Below are 17,460 nucleotides of genomic sequence, written 5' to 3'. Positions count from 1 at the left end.
TGCGTTCGTGTTGTGGGGGCGGGCAGGGGAGCAGAAGGTCGTCGAGGAGCTGCTCGACCGGGCGCGCGAGGGACGGTCGGGTGTCCTCGTGCTCAGGGGCGAGCCGGGCATCGGCAAGACCTCGCTCCTGGAGTACGCCGGCCGCCGGGCCGAGGGGATGCGCGTGCTGCGCGGGGTCGGCATCGAGACCGAGGCGGAGATCCCGTTCGCCTCGCTGCACCTGCTGCTGCGCCGGGCGCTGGACCGGCTGCCCGCCCTGCCCGCGCCGCAGGCCGCCGCGCTGGAGGGCGCGTTGGGGTTGCGCCCGGCGGCCGGTGACGACCAGCTCCTGGTGGGCGCGGCGGTGCTGTCGCTGCTGGCGGAGCTGGCCGAGGACGGGCCGCTGCTGTGCCTGGTGGACGACGCTCACTGGCTCGACCAGGCGTCGGCGCAGGCCCTGCGGTTCGCCGCGCACCGGCTGCACGCCGAGGGGGTCGCGATGGTGTTCGGGGCGCGTGCCGGGTTCGACGCGTCGGGGCTGCCGGAGCTGCGGCTGTCCGGGCTCGACCGGCGCAGCGCCGTGGAGTTGCTCGCCGACGCCGAGCCGGGCCTGGCCGCGCCGCTGCGCGACCGGATCGTGGAGGAGAGCTGCGGCAACCCGCTCGCCCTGCGCGAGCTGCCGCGCTCGGCGACCCGCCGCAGCCCGCTGAAAGGCGGCCCGGACGGGGGCTATGACGGCGTTGACGAGGGTGGGCCGTTACCCCTTCCCGAGCGCATCCAGAGCGCGTACGCCTCCCGCATCGCCGAGCTGCCCCCGGACGCGCGGACGGCGCTGCTGGTCATGGCGCTGACCGACGGGGGTGACCTCGGCGTGATCAGGCAGGCGACGGACGGGCTCGGGGTGCCCGCCTCGGCCCTGGCCGCCGCCGAGGACGCGGGACTGGTCAGGCTCGCCGGCGGCCGGGTCGAGTTCACTCATCCGCTCATGCGCACCGCCGCGTACCAGCACGGCGGCTACGAGCTGCGGCTGCGGGTGCACACCCTGCTCGCCCGGCTCCTCGCGGGGCAGCCGGACCGGCGGGCCTGGCACCTGGCCGCCGCGGCGACCGGCCCGGACGAGGAGGCGGCGCAGGCGCTGGAGCAGGCGGCACGGCGGGCCAAGGACCGCAACGGCAACGCGGGCGCGGCGGCGGCCCTCGCCCGCGCCGCCGACCTGACGGCGGACCCGGCGCTCAAGGCCGGCCGCCTCACCTCGGCCGCCGTGGCCGCCGCCGACGCCGGCCAGCCGGCACGGGCCAAGCACCTCGTGGAGCGGGCGGCCGAGCTGGTCACGGACCCCCGCTCACGTGCCCGCCTCGCCGAGCTGCGCGCCCGGATCGCCTTCGACGAGGGCACCCCGTACCTGGCCCACGACCTGCTGGTGGCCGGAGCCGAGCACCTGACCCCACCCGGCGCCCACCGCACGGACGAGCCGGAGGGGCGGGATCGTGTGGCGGCCGGGCTCATGCTCATCGACGCCGCCCGCAACGCCTGGCAGCTCAGCGACCCCGCCAAGGTGGCCGAGGCGGCCGACCGCCTGCACGCCCTGGGCCTGCGCCCGGAGGACGGTCTGGAGCCGGCGGTGCGGGCGGTGACGGGCGCGGCGGTGCTGCTGCGGGAGGGCCCGGCCGGCGCGTTGCCGATCATGCGCGGCCTGGTGGCGGCGGGCGCCCGGATCAGCGAGGGCGCGCACGCGTTGCGGATCAACGCCGCGTTCGTGGCCACGATCGTGGGCGACTTCCAGGCCGGCCGCGACATCTCGGCGGCCGTCGCGGCGGAGTGCCGCGCGAACGGCGAGATCGGCAAGCTGCCGATCGTGCACCTGACGCTGGCCTCGGCGGAGCTGTACCTGGGCCGGTTCAGGGACGCGGTGGCGACCGCCACGGAGGGCCTGCAACTGGCCTCCGACACGGGCCAGCCGAACCGGGCCGGCTACCTGGAGGGCACGCTGGCCTGGATCGCCGCAGCCCAGGGCGACGCGCCGAGGTGCGTGGAGCTGGCGGCGCGGGGCCGCGACCGGTTCGACGTCACCCGCATCGCGAACGACCTGGCCTGGGCGGAGTGGGCGCTGGCGCTGCTGGACCTGGGTCAGGGCCGTTTCACGGAGGCGCTGGGCCGGTTCGAGGCGGCGATGGCGGGCCCGGTGCGCCACCAGATGCAGGCGGTCTACTTCGCCCCCGACCAGGTCGAGGCCGCGACCAGGCTGGGCCTGCCGGCGGAGGAGCCGTTGCGCCGCTTCGAGGAGTGGGCCCTGGCGGCGGAGCTGCCGTGGGCGGAGGCGGTGCTGCACCGCTGCCGCGCCCTGGTGGAGCCGGGCTGGGACCGGGCCGAGGAGCACTTCCGGCAGGCCGTTCGCCTGCATGCCTTGGGGGAGCGCCCGTGGGAGGCGGCCCGTACGCACCTGGCGTTCGGTGAGCGGCTGCGCAGGGAGCGCAACAAGGGTAGTGCCCGCCCGCACCTGCGGGCGGCGCTGGAGACGTTCGAGCGCCTGGGCGCCCGCCCGTGGGCCGAGCGCGCCAGGACGGAGCTGCGCGCCACGGGCGACACCACCACGTCCGGTACGGAGCCGGCCGCCCAGGCGCTGTCGCCGCAGGAGCTGCAGATCGTCCGGCTGGCGGCCAAGGGCCTGACCAACAAGGAGATCGGCGCGCAGCTGTTCCTCAGCCCGAAGACCGTCAGCTACCACCTCTACCGGGCCTTCCCCAAGCTCAACGTGGCCAGCCGCGCCCAGCTCGCCGGCCTCGACCTCATGTGACCAACCAGACAGCGGCACCTGGAATGGCCGGTGATCGCCCCGGTGCTCTAACGGATGACGTGAAGCGAAGGGAAGAACGCCATGACCATCCTCGTCGCCTATGACGGCTCGGCGGACGCGCGCGCCGCGATCGAGTTCGCCGCCAAGCACCTCACGGCCGAGCCCACGGTGATCGTCACGGTGTGGGAGCCGCTGCTCGTGCAGCTCAAGAAGTACCCGCTGGCCGCGGGCGCGATCGACCCCGGCACGGAGGACGAGGCGAAGGCGCAGGCCGAGCACCACGCGAAGGAGGGCGCCGAGCTGGCGGTGGCCGCCGGGCTGAGCGACGTGACCTATCGGGCGGTGGCCGACAACGAGTCGATCTGGAAGACGGTCGTGGACGTGGCCGACGAGATCGACGCGTCGGTGATCGTCACGGGCTCGCGCGGCCTGGCCGGGGTGCGGTCGGTGCTGCTGGGCAGCGTCTCGAACCATGTGCTGCACCACGCCCACCGGCCGACGCTGATCGTCCCGCCGGCCAAGAACTCCAGCTGACCCTCACGACCCGCCGGCAGAAGCGGACGCGGGCGCGGCGGTGCAGCAGACGGTCTGCGGCGGGCAGATCCGGGTGTCGATGCGCCGCGCGCCGGGCCCCTCGTCGCCCAGCCGGTCGTACGGGTTGGCGACCGGGCACCGGTCGAGCGACAGGCAGCCGCAGCCGATGCAGTCGGTGAGGTCGTCGCGCAGCCGCTGGAGCTGCTCGATCCGGTCGTCGAGCTCGCTGCGCCAGGCGGCCGACAGCCGGGCCCAGTCGTCGCGCGTGGGGGTGCGCTCGTCGGGCAGCTCGGCCAGCGCGTCCTTGATGACCTTCAGCGGGATGCCGATGCGTTGGGCGAGCCTGATGAAGGCGACCCTGCGCAGGCTGTCGCGGCTGTAGCGGCGCTGGTTGCCGGCGGTGCGGCGGCTGCTGATGAGGCCCTTGGCCTCGTAGAAGTGCAGGGCGGAGACGGCGACGCCGCTGCGCTCGGCGAGCTGGCCGACGGTCAGCTCCTTGGTGTTCCACGCGACCTTGGTCATACCTGAAGGTTACTTGAGGATGCGCGCGAAGCGCGTCTCCAGCACGACGACCGTTCGCGCCCCGATCACGCCCGTAGGGTGGTCGGCATGACGGACACGATTCCCACGGAGTTCGAGGTGCTGGACGAGCGGTTCGGCGCGATCGGCGGGGACGACAAGGTCGAGATCCTGCACACCGGCACCCGCTGGGCGGAGGGCCCGGTGTACTTCCCGGCCGGCCGCTTCCTGGTCTGGAGCGACATCCCGAACGAGCGGATGCTGCGCTGGGACGAGATGACCGGCGCGGTGGGCCCGTTCCGGCAGCCGTCCGGCTACGTCAACGGCAACACGCTCGACCGCGAGGGCCGGCTGATCTCCTGCGAGCAGGGCGGGCGCCGGGTGACCCGCACCGAGCACGACGGCTCGATCACCGTGATCGCCGACCGGTGGCAGGGCAAGCGCCTCAACAGCCCCAACGACGTGGTGGTGCGCTCCGACGGCTCCATCTGGTTCACCGACCCGCCGTACGGGATCCTCAGCAACTACGAGGGCGTGGCCGCCGAGCAGGAGATCGACGGCTGCCACGTCTACCGGGCCGACCCGGTGACGGGCGAGGTGCGGATCGTGGCCGACGACTTCGTCCGGCCGAACGGGCTGGCCTTCTCCCTCGACGAGCGGCGGCTCTACGTCGCCGACACCAAGGCCAGGCAGTTGCGGGTGTTCGAGGTGGGCGACGACGGCACGCTGGGCGGCGGCAAGGTCTTCGCCGAGGGCGGGGAGCAGGACAACTACGACGGCCTGCGGCTCGACGACACCGGGCGGGTGTGGATCGCGGCCGGCAAGGCGGTGCTCTGCTACGACCCCGACGGCACGCTCATCGGCCGGCTCAGGCTCCCCGAGGCCACGGCCAACCTGGTGTTCGGCGGGCTCAAGCGCAACCGCCTGTTCATCACGGCGTCGTCCTCGCTGTACTCGCTGATGACCAACGTCACAGGCGCGCGCCCGGTGTGGGCCGGGCGCTGACGCCTCCCTCCGCGCCCCCGCGGCGGTGGGTCCAGTTACTCCCATCGGAAGGACCGCACGGCGATCGCGCCGAACACGACCAGCCCTGCGGCCACGACCACCAGGTGGATGAGCTGCGGCGGCTGCCCCGCCCAGGTGTCCTTGAGCGCCTGGGCGAACGGCCCGGCCACGGAGAAGTCGCTGACCACGCGTACCGGCTCGGGCATGAGCTCGCGCGGCAGCCACACCCCGCCGAGGAACATCAGCGGGAACATCACCAGCGACCCGATCCCCTGAGCGGCCTTGGCGCTCGGCGCGAGCGCGGCGATCACCAGCCCGAGCGCCATCATCGCGGCGGTGCCCAGCAGGAAGACCAGGACGAACCAGCCCCACTGCCGGGGCGGCGCGGCGCCGAACGCCAGCCACCCGGCCACGATGAGGACGGCCGTGGCCACGGTCCCGACGGCCAGGTTGATGAGGAGCTGCGCGCCCAGCACCCGCGCGGGGTGCACGGGCGTGGTCGACAACCGCCTGAGCACCCCCTGCTGCCGGTACGTGGCCAGCACCGCGGGCAACACGCTGCACGAGAGCGTCAGCAGGGAGAGCAGCGCCATCGTGCTCGGCATGTGCGTGTCCACGATCCGCTCACCGGTGTCCTGCAACTCCGTGAAGCTCGGGATGCTGAGCCCCAGGATGAGCAGGAGCCCGACGGGCAGCCCGATCGAGAACATCAGGGTCGGCCAGTCCCGCAGGTGCAGCTTGGCCTCCATGGCGAGCAGCTTCATGACAGCTTCCTTCCGGTCAGCGCGAGGAACGCGTCGTCGAGGGTGGCCTGCTCGATGCGCAGGTCGGCGGGCACGACCTGGTGGTGGGCCAGGGCGAGGGTGACGGCGGGGGCGAGGTTGCCGGTGCCGCGCACCACGATCTGGGGGCCGGTCCTGGTGACCTCCCGCACCTCGGGCAGGGCCAGCAGCACGGCGTCGTCGACGGGCGCGCTGGGCCGGAACCGTACCTTCTGCTCCCCGCCCACCTGGGCGATCAGCCCGGCGGGGGTGTCGGTGGCGGCGACCTTGCCGGCGTCGATGAGGGCGATCCGGTCGCAGAGGCGCTCGGCCTCCTCCATGAAGTGGGTGACCAGCACGATCGTCACGCCGGTGTCGCGGACCTGCTCGACCAGCTCCCACGTGTCCCTGCGCGCCTGGGGGTCGAGGCCGGTGGTCAGCTCGTCCAGCACGGCCACGCGCGGCCGGCCGACCAGGGCCATGGCCACGGACAGCCGCTGGCGCTGCCCGCCGGACAGGTCCTTGAACAGGGTCTCGCGCTTGGCGGACAGGCTCACCCGGTCCAGCAGCTCCGGCCAGTCGGCGGGGTCGGGGTAGAAGGAGGCGTACAGGTCCATCGCCTCCCAGACCTTGATCTTGTCGGGCAGGGCGGCGCTCTGGAGCTGCATGCCGAGCACGCGGCGCAGCTCGTCGCGGTCCTCGCGCGGGTCGAGGCCGGCCACGCGGACGTCGCCGCCGTCCCGCCGGCGCAGCCCGGCCACGCACTCGACCGTGGTGGTCTTGCCCGCGCCGTTGGGGCCGAGGATGCCGAAGATCTCGCCCTCGGCCACCTCGAACGAGACATCCTCGACCGCCAGGTGGCCCGGGTACTGCTTGCGCAGGTTCCTGACCTCGATGATTTTCATGCCTTCGACGCTAGGGACGCGGCGTCTCCCGGAGAATCCAGGTGGATGCCGGAGAAGGGTGTATCTAGGTGCAGTGACCGATCCGTCCCGGTTGTCGCAGACTGGGGGCATGCTTCGGAGGTACGGACAGATCACGGCGTTGCTCGTTCTCGGCGTCGTGCAGGCCGTCGTGCTCGCCCTGTCGGTCCCGATGCTGCTGCTGGCGTTCATGCTGGGCGTGGTCCTGCTGTTCCCGTGGCAGGTGCGGATGGTCAGGCGGCTCGCGGAGCTGAACCGGCGGCTGGTGCGCGAGTGGACGGGGCTGGAGGTCGAGAGCCCGTACCTGCCCGCGCCCCCGCCTCCCGTGCCGGAGCCGAACGGGATGTACCGCTCGGAGCGCACGCTCTACAAGACGCCCCGCGTGCCGGCCTGGAACAACCGGTGGAAGTGGATGGTCAAGGACCCCGCCACCTGGCGCGACGACCTCTGGCTGCTGCTCGACCCGATGGTGAAGGTGTCGCTGCTGCCGGTGTTCGCGGTGATCCCGGAGCGGGCCCTGCTCATGTACGCGCACTGGACCGACCTGCTGCTCGGCGCGACCGTGGCCAGCCGCCTGGCCGGCCAGGTCAGCCACCTGCGGCGGACCCGGAACCTGGCGACCGACTCGCAGGCGGCCGAGATGCGCAGGATCGAGCGGGACCTGCACGACGGCACGCAGGCCAGGCTCGTGGCGATCGGGATGACGCTCGGCGCGGTCGAGCAGCTCGTCGACACCGACCCGCAGGCGGCCAAGGCGCTGCTGACGAAGGCCAGGGAGTCCTCCGCCGAGACGCTGACGGAGCTGCGCAGGGTCATCCGCGGCATCCATCCGCCCGTCCTGGCCGAGCGCGGGCTCGCCGACGCCGTGCGCGCGCTGGCCATGGACAGCCCGCTCCAGGTCACCGTCACCGTGGACCTGCCGGAGCGGCCGGAGTCGCCGGTGGAGGCGGCGGTGTACTTCGCGGTCAGCGAGCTGCTGTCGAACGCCGCCCGGCACGGCGACGCGAGCACCGCCGCCGTGGACATCAGCTCCCACGGCGCCGACCTGCGCGTGACGGTCACCGACGACGGCCTCGGCGGCGCCGACCCGGCCAAGGGCAGCGGGCTGAACGGCATCGAGCGGCGGCTGCTCGCCTTCGACGGCGTGCTCGCGCTCAACAGCCCGCCGGGCGGCCCCACGACCGTCACCCTCGACCTGCCCGGCGTGCTGCCCCACGAGCCGGCGGACAAGCTGCCCCGCGGCAAGGCCATCGCGATCGCGCTGCTGTGGTGCACGGCCTGGTGCCCCTCGTTCCCGCAGGGGGTCGTGCCCGCCATCTTCAAGATCTTCGGGGTGGAGGAGAAGTCCTGGTTCCTCGCCCTGCACGTGCCCGAGCCCTGGCAGTGGCCGGTCATCTTCGCGATGATCGCGGTGGGTGGGACCATGTACGTCATGGCTCACCACCTCCGCGCCAACCACGAGTCACGGCACCTCCCGACGAAACTCGGATGCTGATGAACCGCGTCCTCATCGCCGAAGACCTCTACCTGCTCAGAGACGGCCTGGTGCACCTGCTCCAGGCGCACGGCTTCACGGTCGTGGCGGCCGTGGAGAGCGGCCCCGAGCTGCTCAAGGGCCTGCTGGAGCTGCGCCCCGACGTCTCGATCGTGGACGTGCGGCTGCCGCCCACGTTCACCGACGAGGGCCTTCAGGCCGCGCTGGCGGCCAGGAAGCAGATTCCCGGCCTGCCCGTGCTCGTGCTGTCGCAGCACGTCGAGCAGCTCTACGCGCGCGAGCTGCTGGCCGACGGCTCGGGCGGCATCGGGTACCTGCTCAAAGACCGCGTCTTCAACGCCGAGCAGTTCGTCGACGCCGTACGCCGGGTGGCCGAGGGCGGCACCGCCATGGACCCGGAGGTGATCGCCAAGCTGCTGGCCAGGAACGCCAGGAACGAGCCGCTGGCCGCGCTGACGCCGCGCGAGCGCGAGGTGCTGGAGGCCATGGCCGAGGGCCGCTCCAACGCCGCCATCTCGCAGCGGCTCTTCCTCAGCGAGAGCGCCGTGGCCAAGCACACGGCCTCCATCTTCGCCAAGCTCGGCCTCGCGCCGTCCGACGACGACAACCGGCGCGTCCTGGCCGTGCTCGCCTACCTCGACAGCCGCTGATCGCCTGCGGCGAACCCCTCGACGGCCGCTGATCGCCTGTAGGGAACCGCTCAGAGTTGTCGGTCGCAGCGGCTATTTTCATAGAGGCATGGCGCGACGAAGAGGTGGTTTCAGGTGAAAATCCGGGTTAACCGCGATGTTCTTGCAGAAGCGGTGGCATGGGCTGCCCGTATCCTGCCCAGCCGCCCCGTGGTGCCAGTCCTGTCCGGCTTGTTGCTGGAGGCGGGCGAGGAGCTGACGGTGTCGGCGTTCGACTACGACGTCTCCGCGCGGGCCGCGATCGACGCCGACGTGGCCGAGGAGGGGCGGGTGCTGATCCCGGGCCGCCTGCTGGCGGAGATCAGCCGCAGCCTGCCGGCCGACGACGTCGAGATCGTCACCGAGGGTGCCGAGGCGGTGCTGACCTGCGGGAGCGCCGAGTTCGGGCTCATCACCATGCCGGTGGAGGATTTCCCGACCCTGCCCACCATGCCGCCGAGCATCGGCGCCATCGGCGGCGGCGTGTTCGCCTCCGCCGTCGGCCAGGTGGCGCCGGCGGCCAGCCGCGACGACACGCTGCCGATGCTCACCGGCATCAGGGTCGACATCGAGGGCGAGTCGGTGGCGATGGCGGCGACCGACCGCTACCGCATCGCCGCCCGCGACTTCGCCTGGCGCCCGGCCGCGCCCGGCGTCGCCGTCTCCGCCATGGTCCCGGCCCGGGTGCTGGTCGAGGTGGCCAAGTCGCTGCGCGGCGGCGAGGTCTCGATCGCGATGGGCGACGGCGTGGCCGGGTTCGAGAGCGTCGGGCGCAGCACCACCGTGCGGCTGCTCGACGAGCAGTTCATCGACTACCGCGCCCGGCTCACCTCCGACTGGTCGATCAGGGCCGACGTGGCGGTGGCGCCGTTCGTCGGGGCCATCAAGCGGGTGGCGCTCGTGGCCGAGCGCAACACCGCGATCCGGCTGTCGTTCAGCCAGGGGCAGGTGCTGATCCAGGCCGGCGGGGGCGACATCGGGCGCGGCGCCGAGGTGGTGCCGTGCGAGCTGCGCGGCGACGACATCCAGATCGCCTTCCAGTCGCAGTTCCTGCTCGACGGCCTGACCGGCATCGAGAGCGACCTGGCCAGGATCAACATGGAGTCGCCCACCAGGCCGGCCCTCATCCAAGACGTGCCCGGCGACGCCGAGCCCGCCTTCCGCTACCTGGTCATGTCACTGCGCCAGACCTGATCCCGTCTGGCGCTCGACGACCAGCCTGAACACCCTCTTGAACTGCGCGTACGCCTCCTCGCCGACCGCCTTGGCGTGCTCGGCCTCCATCTCGGCGAGGATGGCGTCCGACTTGACCATGTGATCGCGGCCCTTCTCGGTGGGCACGATCAGCTTGGCCCGCCGGTCGGCCGGGTCGGGCTGCCGCTCCACGTACCCGAGCGCCACCAGCTCGTCCACCAGCGTGCCGATGACCTGCTTGTGCTGCCCCGACTGCGCGGCCAGGTCGGTGGCCCGGCTGCCCTCCTCGTCGAGGTAGGCCATGACGGCTCCGTGCCGGGGCCGCAGCTCGGGATGCCCCTGCTCGCTCAGCTTCGTGAACAGCTCCCGCTGCAGGTTGAAGAGCGACCGGCTGGACAGGATGCCGAGGTCCGGCTCCACCTGCTTGCGCTGGCTCCTGCGCACCACACACTCCCGATTTAGTCACTAATCTTGATAGTCACTGATTCTTACTATATTCTCAGAGCATGACGACAACGGTGGAACTCACCCGGTTCCGGGTGTCATCCGATCGGGCCGACGACCTGCTGGCCGCCCGGCCGGGGATGATCGCGGACTTCCGGGCCGACAGGGCCGGATTCCTGGGCGCCAAGCTGGTCCGCGTGTCTCCCGACGAGTGGCTGGACATCGTGGAGTGGCGATCGAGCGCCGACTTCGCCGCATCGCGGGCGAAAGGCGCAAACCTGCCCGGCATCCGGGCCTTCTTCGACCTGATCGACGAGCTTGTCTCCGCTGAGGAGGGGACCCTGTCATGACCATCTTGATCACCGGTGCCGGCGGCACCGTCTCGCGTGCCGTCCTGCGCTCCCTCGAAGGCACCGCCGACGTGCGGGTGCTGGTGCGCGACCCGGCCAAGGCGCCGTCGGGCGTGGAGGTCGCGGTCGGCGATCTCGACGAGCCCGCCACGCTCGGCGAGGCGTTCCGCGGCGTGAAGACGTTGTGGGTGCTGACCCCCATGGGCCCGCACGCGCCGCACCGCAGCATGAACGCCCTGTGGGCGGCCAAGCAGGCCGGCGTGAGCCACGTGGTGCGCATGTCGGCCATCGGCGCCGCGCACGACGCGCCGACGCGCAACGGCCGCCTGCACGCCCTGTCGGACGTCGAGCTCGCGGCCTCCGGCCTCGACTGGACCATCCTGCGCCCGGCCTTCTTCATGCAGAACCTTTTCGGCTCGGTCAACGGCGACATCCTGTACGGCGCGCTGGGCGAGGGCAGGATCGGCATGATCGACGTACGCGACATCGGCGCCGCCGCCGCTGAGATCCTGCGCGCTCCCGAGCGGCACAAGGGCGCCACCTACACTCTCACGGGCCCGGCCAGCATCTCACTGGCCTCGGTCGCCGAGGACCTGTCGCGGGTGCACGGCAGGCCGATCGGCTACGAGCGGGTGCCCGTGGAGGCGGCCGTGCGTTCCATGCGGGAGGCGGGGCTTCCCGCATGGGACGCGCAGGTCACGGGGGAGTACCTGGTGGCGTACGCGAAGGGCTGGGGCGACTACACGACCCCCGACTTCGAGACCGTGACGGGCCGCCCCGCGACGCCGTTCATCGACTTCGCCCGCGACCATCAGGCGCTCCTGGGCGGGGTCAGGACTCCGTGAGCGCGATGAGGATGTGCTCCATGCAGGCGTGCCCGGCCCGCTCGGCCGCCGCCGCGTCGCCGGCCGCGATGGCCCGCGCGATCGCGTCGTGCGGGATGTAGCTCTTGTTGAGCGACGTGCCCGCGGCGGTGATGCTGGCCCGCAGCGCCGCCGAGAAGTCCTCGTACAGGTCGATGAGGACGAGGTTGTGGGTGGCGTGCGCGACGGCCATGTGGAAGGCCAGGTCGGCCTCGACGAAGAAGTCGGGGTCGTCCAGCTCCCAGGCCCGCTCGCGCTCGGCCAGCGCGGCCTCGATGCGCCTGATGTCCTCGTCGTTGCGCCGGGTGGCGGCCAGGCGGGCCGACTCGACCTCGAGGGCGCGGCGTACCTCGAGGATCTCGAGCTGCTCGGCCTGGCGCAGCCGCCGGAGCATCGCGCCGGAAAGCTCGCTGGTCGCGCGGACGTAAGTGCCGTCGCCCTGACGGCACTCCAGCAGCCCGGCGTGCGTGAGCGCGCGTACGGCCTCACGAACGGTGTTGCGACCCACTCCGAGCTGCTCGGCGAGCACGGTCTCGGTCGGGATCTTGCCGTTCATCGGCCACGACCCTGAGGTGATCTGCTCCTTGAGCTGATCGATCACCTGGTCGACGAGCGAAGCCCGCTGCGCCGTACGCAGACTCACAGTCCGCCTCCTCCGGGGAAACCAGTCATCCTATGAGTCAATGACTGGTAGACCCTAATTATTCCAGACTCAAAACACCAAATCTGGAGCTCCCGGAGATTCAGCGGGACACTGTGGCGTCCGTCGTCACCCCCGCCATGGCCGAGCGGACCCCGGCCGCTTCCAGCGCCTTACGATAGGCGGCCGTCTGCTGGGTCGCGGACCCGGCCCTGCCGTACAGGTCGCCCAGCTCGCGCCAGCAACGCGCGGCCTGCCGGTCGGAGCCGAACACCGGACGGTCGAGCGTGACCAGCAGCTCGTGCGCCTGCCGCAGGTGCGCGGAGGCGTCGAGGCCGCCGTCGAGCGCGATGGTCGCCAGCACGAGGTGACCCTCGGCGGCGGTCGTGCCCGACTGGTCGTGCGCGAGCCCCAGCGCAGAGGTGGCCAGCTCGCCGGCCCCCACGGTGTCGCCCGCGCGCAGCTTCACCCGCGCGTGCACGACGAGGCTCTCACCGTGCTCGCGCACGGTGCCGGGGAACACCGCGAACGCCCTGACCGCGCTCGCGACGAACCGCTCCGCCTCCTCGATCGGCGCCGACGGCATCCGGGACCAGTGCATGGCGGTGCGGGCGAGCTGCAACGCGAGCCTGGCCTGGCGGCCCGCCCCGATCGCGTCGTCCGCGAGCCGCACGGCCAGCGCGGAGTCCTCCCCTGCCGCCGCCTCGGCACTCGCGTGCCAGAGCGACTGGATCTCTCCGGAACGGTCCACAACTTCAGGAACGCCTGACAGGTCGAGCACCTGCCTGACGTAGGCCAACTCGCGGGAGTCGGTCTCGCTCTCGCCACGCGCCTCGATCAGCGCGGCGGCCAGGTCGGTGGCGAGCTCGCCCCGCGTGATCGACAGCCGCTCGGCCTGGGTCAGCGCGGCGGCGGCCAGGTCACGGGCCCGCAGCCGGTCGCCCGCCCGCTGGTAGCAGCGGCTCAGCGCGATCGTGAGCGGCAGGTCGGCCAGCCGCTCGGGGTGGGCCGCGGCCTCCCGGCGCAGGCGCTCGAACGCCTCCACGGCCTGACCCAGCCTGCCCTGGGCCTCCAGCGCGCGCGCCCGGCCGAACCGCGCCTGCGCGGTCAGCATGGCGTTCTCCTCGTCGGCGGCCTTCACGATCTCGGTGAAGCGGTCGGCGGCGATGGACGGGTCTCCGTGCTGCAGCTCGAGCTCGGCATGACGCAGGCCCAGCTCGGTGTCGATGCGCTGCCGAGGCTCGATCCCGTGAAGGAGGAACTCGGTCGTGCATCCCAGGCGCTCGGCCAGCAGCCGGGCCACCACAGGAGTCGGCGTGCGCTTGCCCGACTCGATGAGCGAGACATAACTGTCAGACAGGTCGGGTCCGGCCAGCTGGGCCTGAGACATCCGCCTGTTCAGCCGCAATCCTCGGACGCGGTCACCGATGGTTCCCTGACTCGGCATCTCATCTCTCAGGGCGGGGAAGGGTCAACAACACGCAATGATTGCATGAAGTAGCCGAATCTGGTATCCCCGCGTGAAGAATTTGCCACGTCGAGATTAATCGTCGCTGTCGTCCTTGCTGGGAAAAAGCATCTGACAGACCTCGAGGTACAGGGTTTCCGGATACGGAATGTACTCGACCGTTGACAGAGCCTGATCCTGACCGGCTGATTCGAGGATGAACTCACCGTAACCGAGCATGCGCCCAAGCAGAGATCTCTGGAAGCTCATGTCGGTGACCTTGCCCAGCGGCATCATCGCGACCTTGCGCGTGATGAGGCCCGTGGTGAGGAGCATTCGCTTGGAAGTCACCACAAAGTAATCGACCGACCACTCCGCGACTTTCCAGACGAAACGGATCAGCAGCAGGAGCCACAGCCACCACACGACGACGAGCGCCGTGCCGCCCGCCTCGCCTCCGCCGAAGAACTTGCTGAGCAGCCCGGCGATGATGAGGCCGCCGAGGACCTCGGCGACCGGGCGCAGCAGGATGGCGGGATGCCGCCGCACCATGATGACCTGTTGTTCGTGGGGGAGGAGGTAGCGGTTGACCGACGATGGAGCGGAGTCCCCGTGGGTCACCAGTCTCATGAGAGGCTGTTCACAAATTGAGCCAGCGAGTCGGCCGCGTTGAACACCGTGTCGAACGCTCCTCTCACCGCGTCCGCGGCGTCAGCTGGTCGCGCGAACAGGTAGTACGCAACAAATGCGATACCACCGTATGTGAGGACCTTTTTGACCTGCACCGTCGCCTCCGTGCCACTTACCCACTCCACCCGCCAACTACATTACCCACCCGAGTGCCCGGGTAAAGGTGACTTGCCGGGATAGTTTTGATCTTGCTTAGCCACGATCGCTGGCCACCAGGGCCAGCACATGAAGGTGCTTGCGCGCGATGCGCTCGACCAGGCTCGGATGGGCGTAGCCGGTGACCTCCAGCGCGCCGTAGTGCGCCGCCTCCACGCAGCGCGTTACGGTGGTCGCGGAGTGGATGCCGGCGAACTCGTCGCACAGCACCGTCTCCACGTCCGCGTACGGAGTCGGATCCGTGTCGGTGTGATCGGTCATCGTGCTCCCCCACGCGCATGCGGAAGTTGCCTTCCTGGCTCTTCGTACCCACCCAACCACAGTATGTAACGAAGTGATGACCGCGCGTGACGGGAACGGGGGAGTTAGAAATTCTTAGTGGACCTGTAGAGGCGATCACCGGCTGAGGGCTGTCAGGCCACGCCTTAGAGGCGGTCGCCGGCTGGGAGTTGTCAGGCCACGCCGTAGAGGCGGTCGCCGGCTGGGGGGTTGTCAGACCACGCCGTAGAGGCGGTCGCCGGCGTCGCCGAGGCCCGGCACGATGTAGCCGCTCTCGTTGAGCCGCTCGTCGAGCGCCGCCGTGACGACGCGGATCGGCTTGCCGGAGTTGGCGAACACCTTGTCCATGTACGCCAGCCCCTCGGGCGCGGCCAGCAGGCACAGGGCCGTCACGTCGACGGCGCCCCGGTCGAACAGGAACTGCACGGCCGCCGCCAGCGTGCCGCCCGTGGCCAGCATCGGGTCGACCACGTAGCACTGGCGCCCGGACAGGTCGTCGGGCAGGCGCGTGGCGTACGTCTCGGCCTGCAGCGTCGACTCGTTGCGGATCATGCCGAGGAACCCGACCTCGGCCGTGGGTAGCAGCCTGGTCATGCCGTCGAGCATGCCGAGCCCGGCCCGCAGGATCGGTACGACCAGCGGGTACGGCTTGGCCAGGCGCACGCCCCTGGCGGGCGAGACCGGCGTCTCGACGGTGACCTCGGTGACCCGCACGTCACGCGTGGCCTCGTACGCGAGCAGCGTCACCAGCTCGTCGGCGAGCCTGCGGAAGGTCGGCGAGTCGGTGCGGACATCGCGCAGCGTGGTGAGCTTGTGGGCCACGAGCGGATGATCGACGACGAGGGTCTCCATGGGTCACCACGCTATCTCGTGACAGACCGTGCTGAGGACCCCCTCACCTGCGCACTTGGAACGTGACACAGAGTCGTGACCCGGCTGCCGTCTTTGGTTTTGATCACAATTTGGCCCGAGAGGCACACGGCGGGTGTCTGGTTCTGGAACGATTGGGTGCTGGTGATACCTGTCGTGTCAGAGGTCGGGTGGGGATGGCGATGACAGACGAAGACGCTCTCGACTTCGCCATCGTGGTTTATCGCGAGGACGGTTGCTGGCAGGCCGAGCTGCTGCCGGCCACGTTGACGTCCGATCTGCAGGGGCTGATCCATGCCCTGAAGCAGCAGCCCAGCGAGAGCGGCACGATCGGGCTGGTCGCCGTCGGCGACGAGTTCTTCGTGGCGCTGCGGGTCCTGGGCGACCGGGTCGACGTTTTCCTGTCCGACATCGCCGCCTCGTGGGATTTCCCGCTGGCGGAGCAGGTACTCGAATACCTCGACGTCCCCGTGCCCGACGAGGAGGAGCTCGACGAGATCCTCCAGGACGAGGAGACCGTGCTCCCCGCCGGGGATCTGTCGATCTTCGCCGATCTCGGGTTGGACGAGATGGAGCTGGGCATCCTCTCCGGCGACATCGATCTGCTGCCCGAAGATGTGCTGTCCAGCATCGCCGCGCGGCTCGGCTTCTCCGAGCCGTTCGAGCGTGCCATCGAATCGGTCTTCGGCTGACCCCCCTGGAGCGCGGACATGGCGTCCAACACCTTTTCTGCGGCCTTTGTCAGGACTTCTGATGGTTGGAGCGGTGCCGAGGTCGACCTCGGGGACGCCGAGATCGTCGACGACTTCGGTGACGCGGTCATGGAGGCGCTCGGCCTGACCGGCGACGAGCTGGCCCTGCTCTGTGTCGAGGTCGAGGACGAATGGTTCGCCATCGCCCGCTACCGGGGCGAGGACGAGCCGCGGGTGTTCCTCTCCGACGTGCACGCCGTCCTGGCCGACCACCTGGGCGAGCTGTTCGCCGAGTTCGCCGGCGTGGCGCCCGACAAGGACGCCAACGGGCTCGGCGTGCGGCCCGCGGGTGATTTCGAGCTGCTCAGCGACCTCGGCGTGAGCTCCGAGGAGCTGCTGGAGCTGAGCATGGAAGAGGGCATGCTGCCCGCCGACATCCTGTCGGTGATCGCCGAGCGGCTGTCGTTCGCCGACGAGCTCGACCGCCTGCGATGACCTCCCGGCCGGGTTTCTGGGGTCCGGGGGCGCGGTGACGTACGAGGAGGCCATGCGGCTGGCGCTGGCCGAGGCCGTCGCGGCCGGCGAGCGGGAGGAGATCCCCGTGGGCGCGGTCGTGCTCGACGCGCGCGGCGAGGTGCTGTCCGCCGCGGGCAACGACCGCGAGTCCGCCGCCGACCCCACCGCCCACGCCGAGGTCCTCGCGCTGCGCCGGGCGGCCGCGCGGCGCGGCGAGTGGCGGCTGAGCGGCTGCACGCTGGTGGTGACGCTGGAGCCCTGCACGATGTGCGCCGGCGCCGCCGTGCTGGCCCGGGTGGAGCGGATCGTGTACGGGGCGACCGACGAGAAGGGCGGGGCCGTCGGCTCGCTCTGGGACGTCGTCCGCGACCGCCGGCTCAACCACCGCCCCGAGGTCGTCATGGGCGTGATGGCCGAGGAGTGCGGATCGGTCCTGACTCGGTTCTTCGCCACTCGCAGAATCCGGTAAGCTCATCCGCGGTGGTGTCGCCTAGTGGCCGAGGGCGCACGCCTCGAAAGCGTGTGATGGGGCAACTCATCCGTGGGTTCAAATCCCACCACCACCGCCACACGAAGGGGCTTCCGACCAGCGGGTCGGGAGCCCCTTCCGCATGTACGGGCCCGCCCGCCGCCGATCCGGA

At 71.1% G+C, this 17,460-nt stretch carries 20 protein-coding genes and 1 tRNA gene; 12 read left to right on the top strand and 9 right to left on the bottom strand.

Translation table 11 applies throughout. The features are described from left to right. The first annotated feature begins 7 nt into the window (after nt 1–7). Together KIS93_RS67675 and KIS93_RS31675 are read left to right on the top strand one after the other, a co-directional pair. Nucleotides 8–2,773: a helix-turn-helix transcriptional regulator gene (locus KIS93_RS67675; protein ID WP_080044201.1), complete on the top strand. Its 2,766-nt coding sequence runs from the start codon at nt 8–10 to the stop codon at nt 2,771–2,773. Nucleotides 2,774–2,854: 81 nt separating this feature from the next. After that, nucleotides 2,855–3,307: a universal stress protein gene (locus KIS93_RS31675; RefSeq protein WP_080044202.1), complete on the top strand. Its 453-nt coding sequence runs from the start codon at nt 2,855–2,857 to the stop codon at nt 3,305–3,307. 3 nt (nt 3,308–3,310) lie between these two features. Here KIS93_RS31675 and soxR read toward each other — a convergent pair whose 3' ends face one another. Further along, a complete protein-coding gene (gene soxR, locus KIS93_RS31670) occupies nt 3,311–3,829 on the bottom strand; it encodes a redox-sensitive transcriptional activator SoxR (protein WP_080044203.1) in 519 nt (172 codons plus the stop codon). Nucleotides 3,830–3,916: 87 nt separating this feature from the next. Here soxR and KIS93_RS31665 point away from each other — a divergent pair, with 87 nt between their 5' ends. Continuing rightward, nucleotides 3,917–4,831 (top strand): SMP-30/gluconolactonase/LRE family protein, encoded by a 915-nt coding sequence (locus tag KIS93_RS31665; protein ID WP_080047389.1) that lies wholly within the window; start codon nt 3,917–3,919, stop codon nt 4,829–4,831. A 35-nt stretch (nt 4,832–4,866) separates the two neighbouring features. Here the strand turns inward: KIS93_RS31665 and KIS93_RS31660 are convergent, their stop codons facing one another. Together KIS93_RS31660 and KIS93_RS31655 are read right to left on the bottom strand one after the other, a co-directional pair. Then, a complete protein-coding gene (locus KIS93_RS31660; RefSeq protein ID WP_080044204.1) occupies nt 4,867–5,595 on the bottom strand; it encodes an ABC transporter permease in 729 nt (242 codons plus the stop codon). Continuing rightward, a complete protein-coding gene (locus KIS93_RS31655) occupies nt 5,592–6,497 on the bottom strand; it encodes an ABC transporter ATP-binding protein (RefSeq protein ID WP_080044205.1) in 906 nt (301 codons plus the stop codon). The genes KIS93_RS31660 and KIS93_RS31655 overlap by 4 nt, the downstream gene beginning before the upstream one ends. Nucleotides 6,498–6,606: 109 nt before the next feature. Between KIS93_RS31655 and KIS93_RS31650 the strand changes: the two genes are divergently transcribed. From KIS93_RS31650 to dnaN, 3 genes are all read left to right on the top strand, one after another. Then, on the top strand, nt 6,607–8,010 hold the full coding sequence (locus KIS93_RS31650; RefSeq protein WP_230465706.1) for a sensor histidine kinase: 1,404 nt from the start codon (nt 6,607–6,609) through the stop codon (nt 8,008–8,010). Then, the gene (locus KIS93_RS31645; protein ID WP_418113405.1) at nt 8,004–8,660 is read left to right on the top strand and encodes a response regulator transcription factor; all 657 of its coding nucleotides are present in this window, start codon (nt 8,004–8,006) and stop codon (nt 8,658–8,660) included. The genes KIS93_RS31650 and KIS93_RS31645 overlap by 7 nt, the downstream gene beginning before the upstream one ends. Nucleotides 8,661–8,774: 114 nt before the next feature. Continuing rightward, nucleotides 8,775–9,872: a DNA polymerase III subunit beta gene (gene dnaN / locus KIS93_RS31640; protein ID WP_080044206.1), complete on the top strand. Its 1,098-nt coding sequence runs from the start codon at nt 8,775–8,777 to the stop codon at nt 9,870–9,872. Here the strand turns inward: dnaN and KIS93_RS31635 are convergent. Then, entirely contained in the window at nt 9,855–10,316 is a 462-nt protein-coding gene (locus KIS93_RS31635) for a MarR family winged helix-turn-helix transcriptional regulator (protein WP_080047392.1), read from the bottom strand. The genes dnaN and KIS93_RS31635 overlap by 18 nt on opposite strands. Before the next feature lie 62 nt (nt 10,317–10,378). Between KIS93_RS31635 and KIS93_RS31630 the strand changes: the two genes are divergently transcribed. Then, entirely contained in the window at nt 10,379–10,666 is a 288-nt protein-coding gene (locus KIS93_RS31630; RefSeq protein WP_080044207.1) for an antibiotic biosynthesis monooxygenase, read from the top strand. After that, complete coding sequence (locus KIS93_RS31625; RefSeq protein WP_080044208.1) at nt 10,663–11,511, top strand: SDR family oxidoreductase; 849 nt, start codon at nt 10,663–10,665, stop codon at nt 11,509–11,511. Before KIS93_RS31630 ends, KIS93_RS31625 begins: the two co-directional genes overlap by 4 nt. On the opposite strand, the gene KIS93_RS31620 is transcribed toward KIS93_RS31625, so the two are convergent. The 5 genes from KIS93_RS31620 to upp all read right to left on the bottom strand — a co-directional run bounded on the left by KIS93_RS31620 (nt 11,498) and on the right by upp (nt 15,593). Continuing rightward, on the bottom strand, nt 11,498–12,172 hold the full coding sequence (locus KIS93_RS31620) for a FadR/GntR family transcriptional regulator (RefSeq protein ID WP_080044209.1): 675 nt from the start codon (nt 12,170–12,172) through the stop codon (nt 11,498–11,500). The two genes, KIS93_RS31625 and KIS93_RS31620, sit on opposite strands and share 14 nt — an antisense overlap. Before the next feature lie 100 nt (nt 12,173–12,272). After that, nucleotides 12,273–13,616: a helix-turn-helix domain-containing protein gene (locus KIS93_RS31615; protein WP_080044210.1), complete on the bottom strand. Its 1,344-nt coding sequence runs from the start codon at nt 13,614–13,616 to the stop codon at nt 12,273–12,275. 96 nt (nt 13,617–13,712) lie between these two features. Then, on the bottom strand, nt 13,713–14,246 hold the full coding sequence (locus KIS93_RS31610) for a PH domain-containing protein (protein ID WP_080044211.1): 534 nt from the start codon (nt 14,244–14,246) through the stop codon (nt 13,713–13,715). Between the two features lie 252 nt (nt 14,247–14,498). Continuing rightward, nucleotides 14,499–14,723: a hypothetical protein gene (locus KIS93_RS31605; protein WP_080044212.1), complete on the bottom strand. Its 225-nt coding sequence runs from the start codon at nt 14,721–14,723 to the stop codon at nt 14,499–14,501. Between the two features lie 231 nt (nt 14,724–14,954). Beyond that, nucleotides 14,955–15,593 carry a uracil phosphoribosyltransferase gene (upp, locus tag KIS93_RS31600; RefSeq protein ID WP_080044213.1) on the bottom strand — a complete coding sequence of 213 codons (639 nt, stop codon included), beginning with the start codon at nt 15,591–15,593 and terminating at the stop codon, nt 14,955–14,957. A gap of 194 nt (nt 15,594–15,787) precedes the next feature. On the opposite strand from upp, the gene KIS93_RS31595 reads away from it, so the two are divergent. From KIS93_RS31595 to KIS93_RS31580, 4 genes are all read left to right on the top strand, one after another. After that, the gene (locus KIS93_RS31595; RefSeq protein WP_418115099.1) at nt 15,788–16,303 is read left to right on the top strand and encodes a tRNA adenosine deaminase-associated protein; all 516 of its coding nucleotides are present in this window, start codon (nt 15,788–15,790) and stop codon (nt 16,301–16,303) included. 18 nt (nt 16,304–16,321) lie between these two features. Further along, entirely contained in the window at nt 16,322–16,798 is a 477-nt protein-coding gene (locus KIS93_RS31590; protein ID WP_080044214.1) for a tRNA adenosine deaminase-associated protein, read from the top strand. 52 nt (nt 16,799–16,850) lie between these two features. Continuing rightward, nucleotides 16,851–17,288, top strand: a complete 438-nt coding sequence (gene tadA, locus KIS93_RS31585) for a tRNA adenosine(34) deaminase TadA (protein ID WP_080047394.1) — start codon at nt 16,851–16,853, stop codon at nt 17,286–17,288. Nucleotides 17,289–17,298: 10 nt separating this feature from the next. Next, nucleotides 17,299–17,388, top strand: a tRNA-Ser gene (locus tag KIS93_RS31580). Nucleotides 17,389–17,460: the final 72 nt, after the last annotated feature.

Source organism: [Actinomadura] parvosata subsp. kistnae (assembly GCF_900323885.1).
Lineage (GTDB): Bacteria > Actinomycetota > Actinomycetes > Streptosporangiales > Streptosporangiaceae > Nonomuraea > Nonomuraea composti.
The sequence above is the reverse complement of the archived record's forward strand: the minus strand, read 5'-3'. Positions and strand labels throughout refer to the sequence as shown.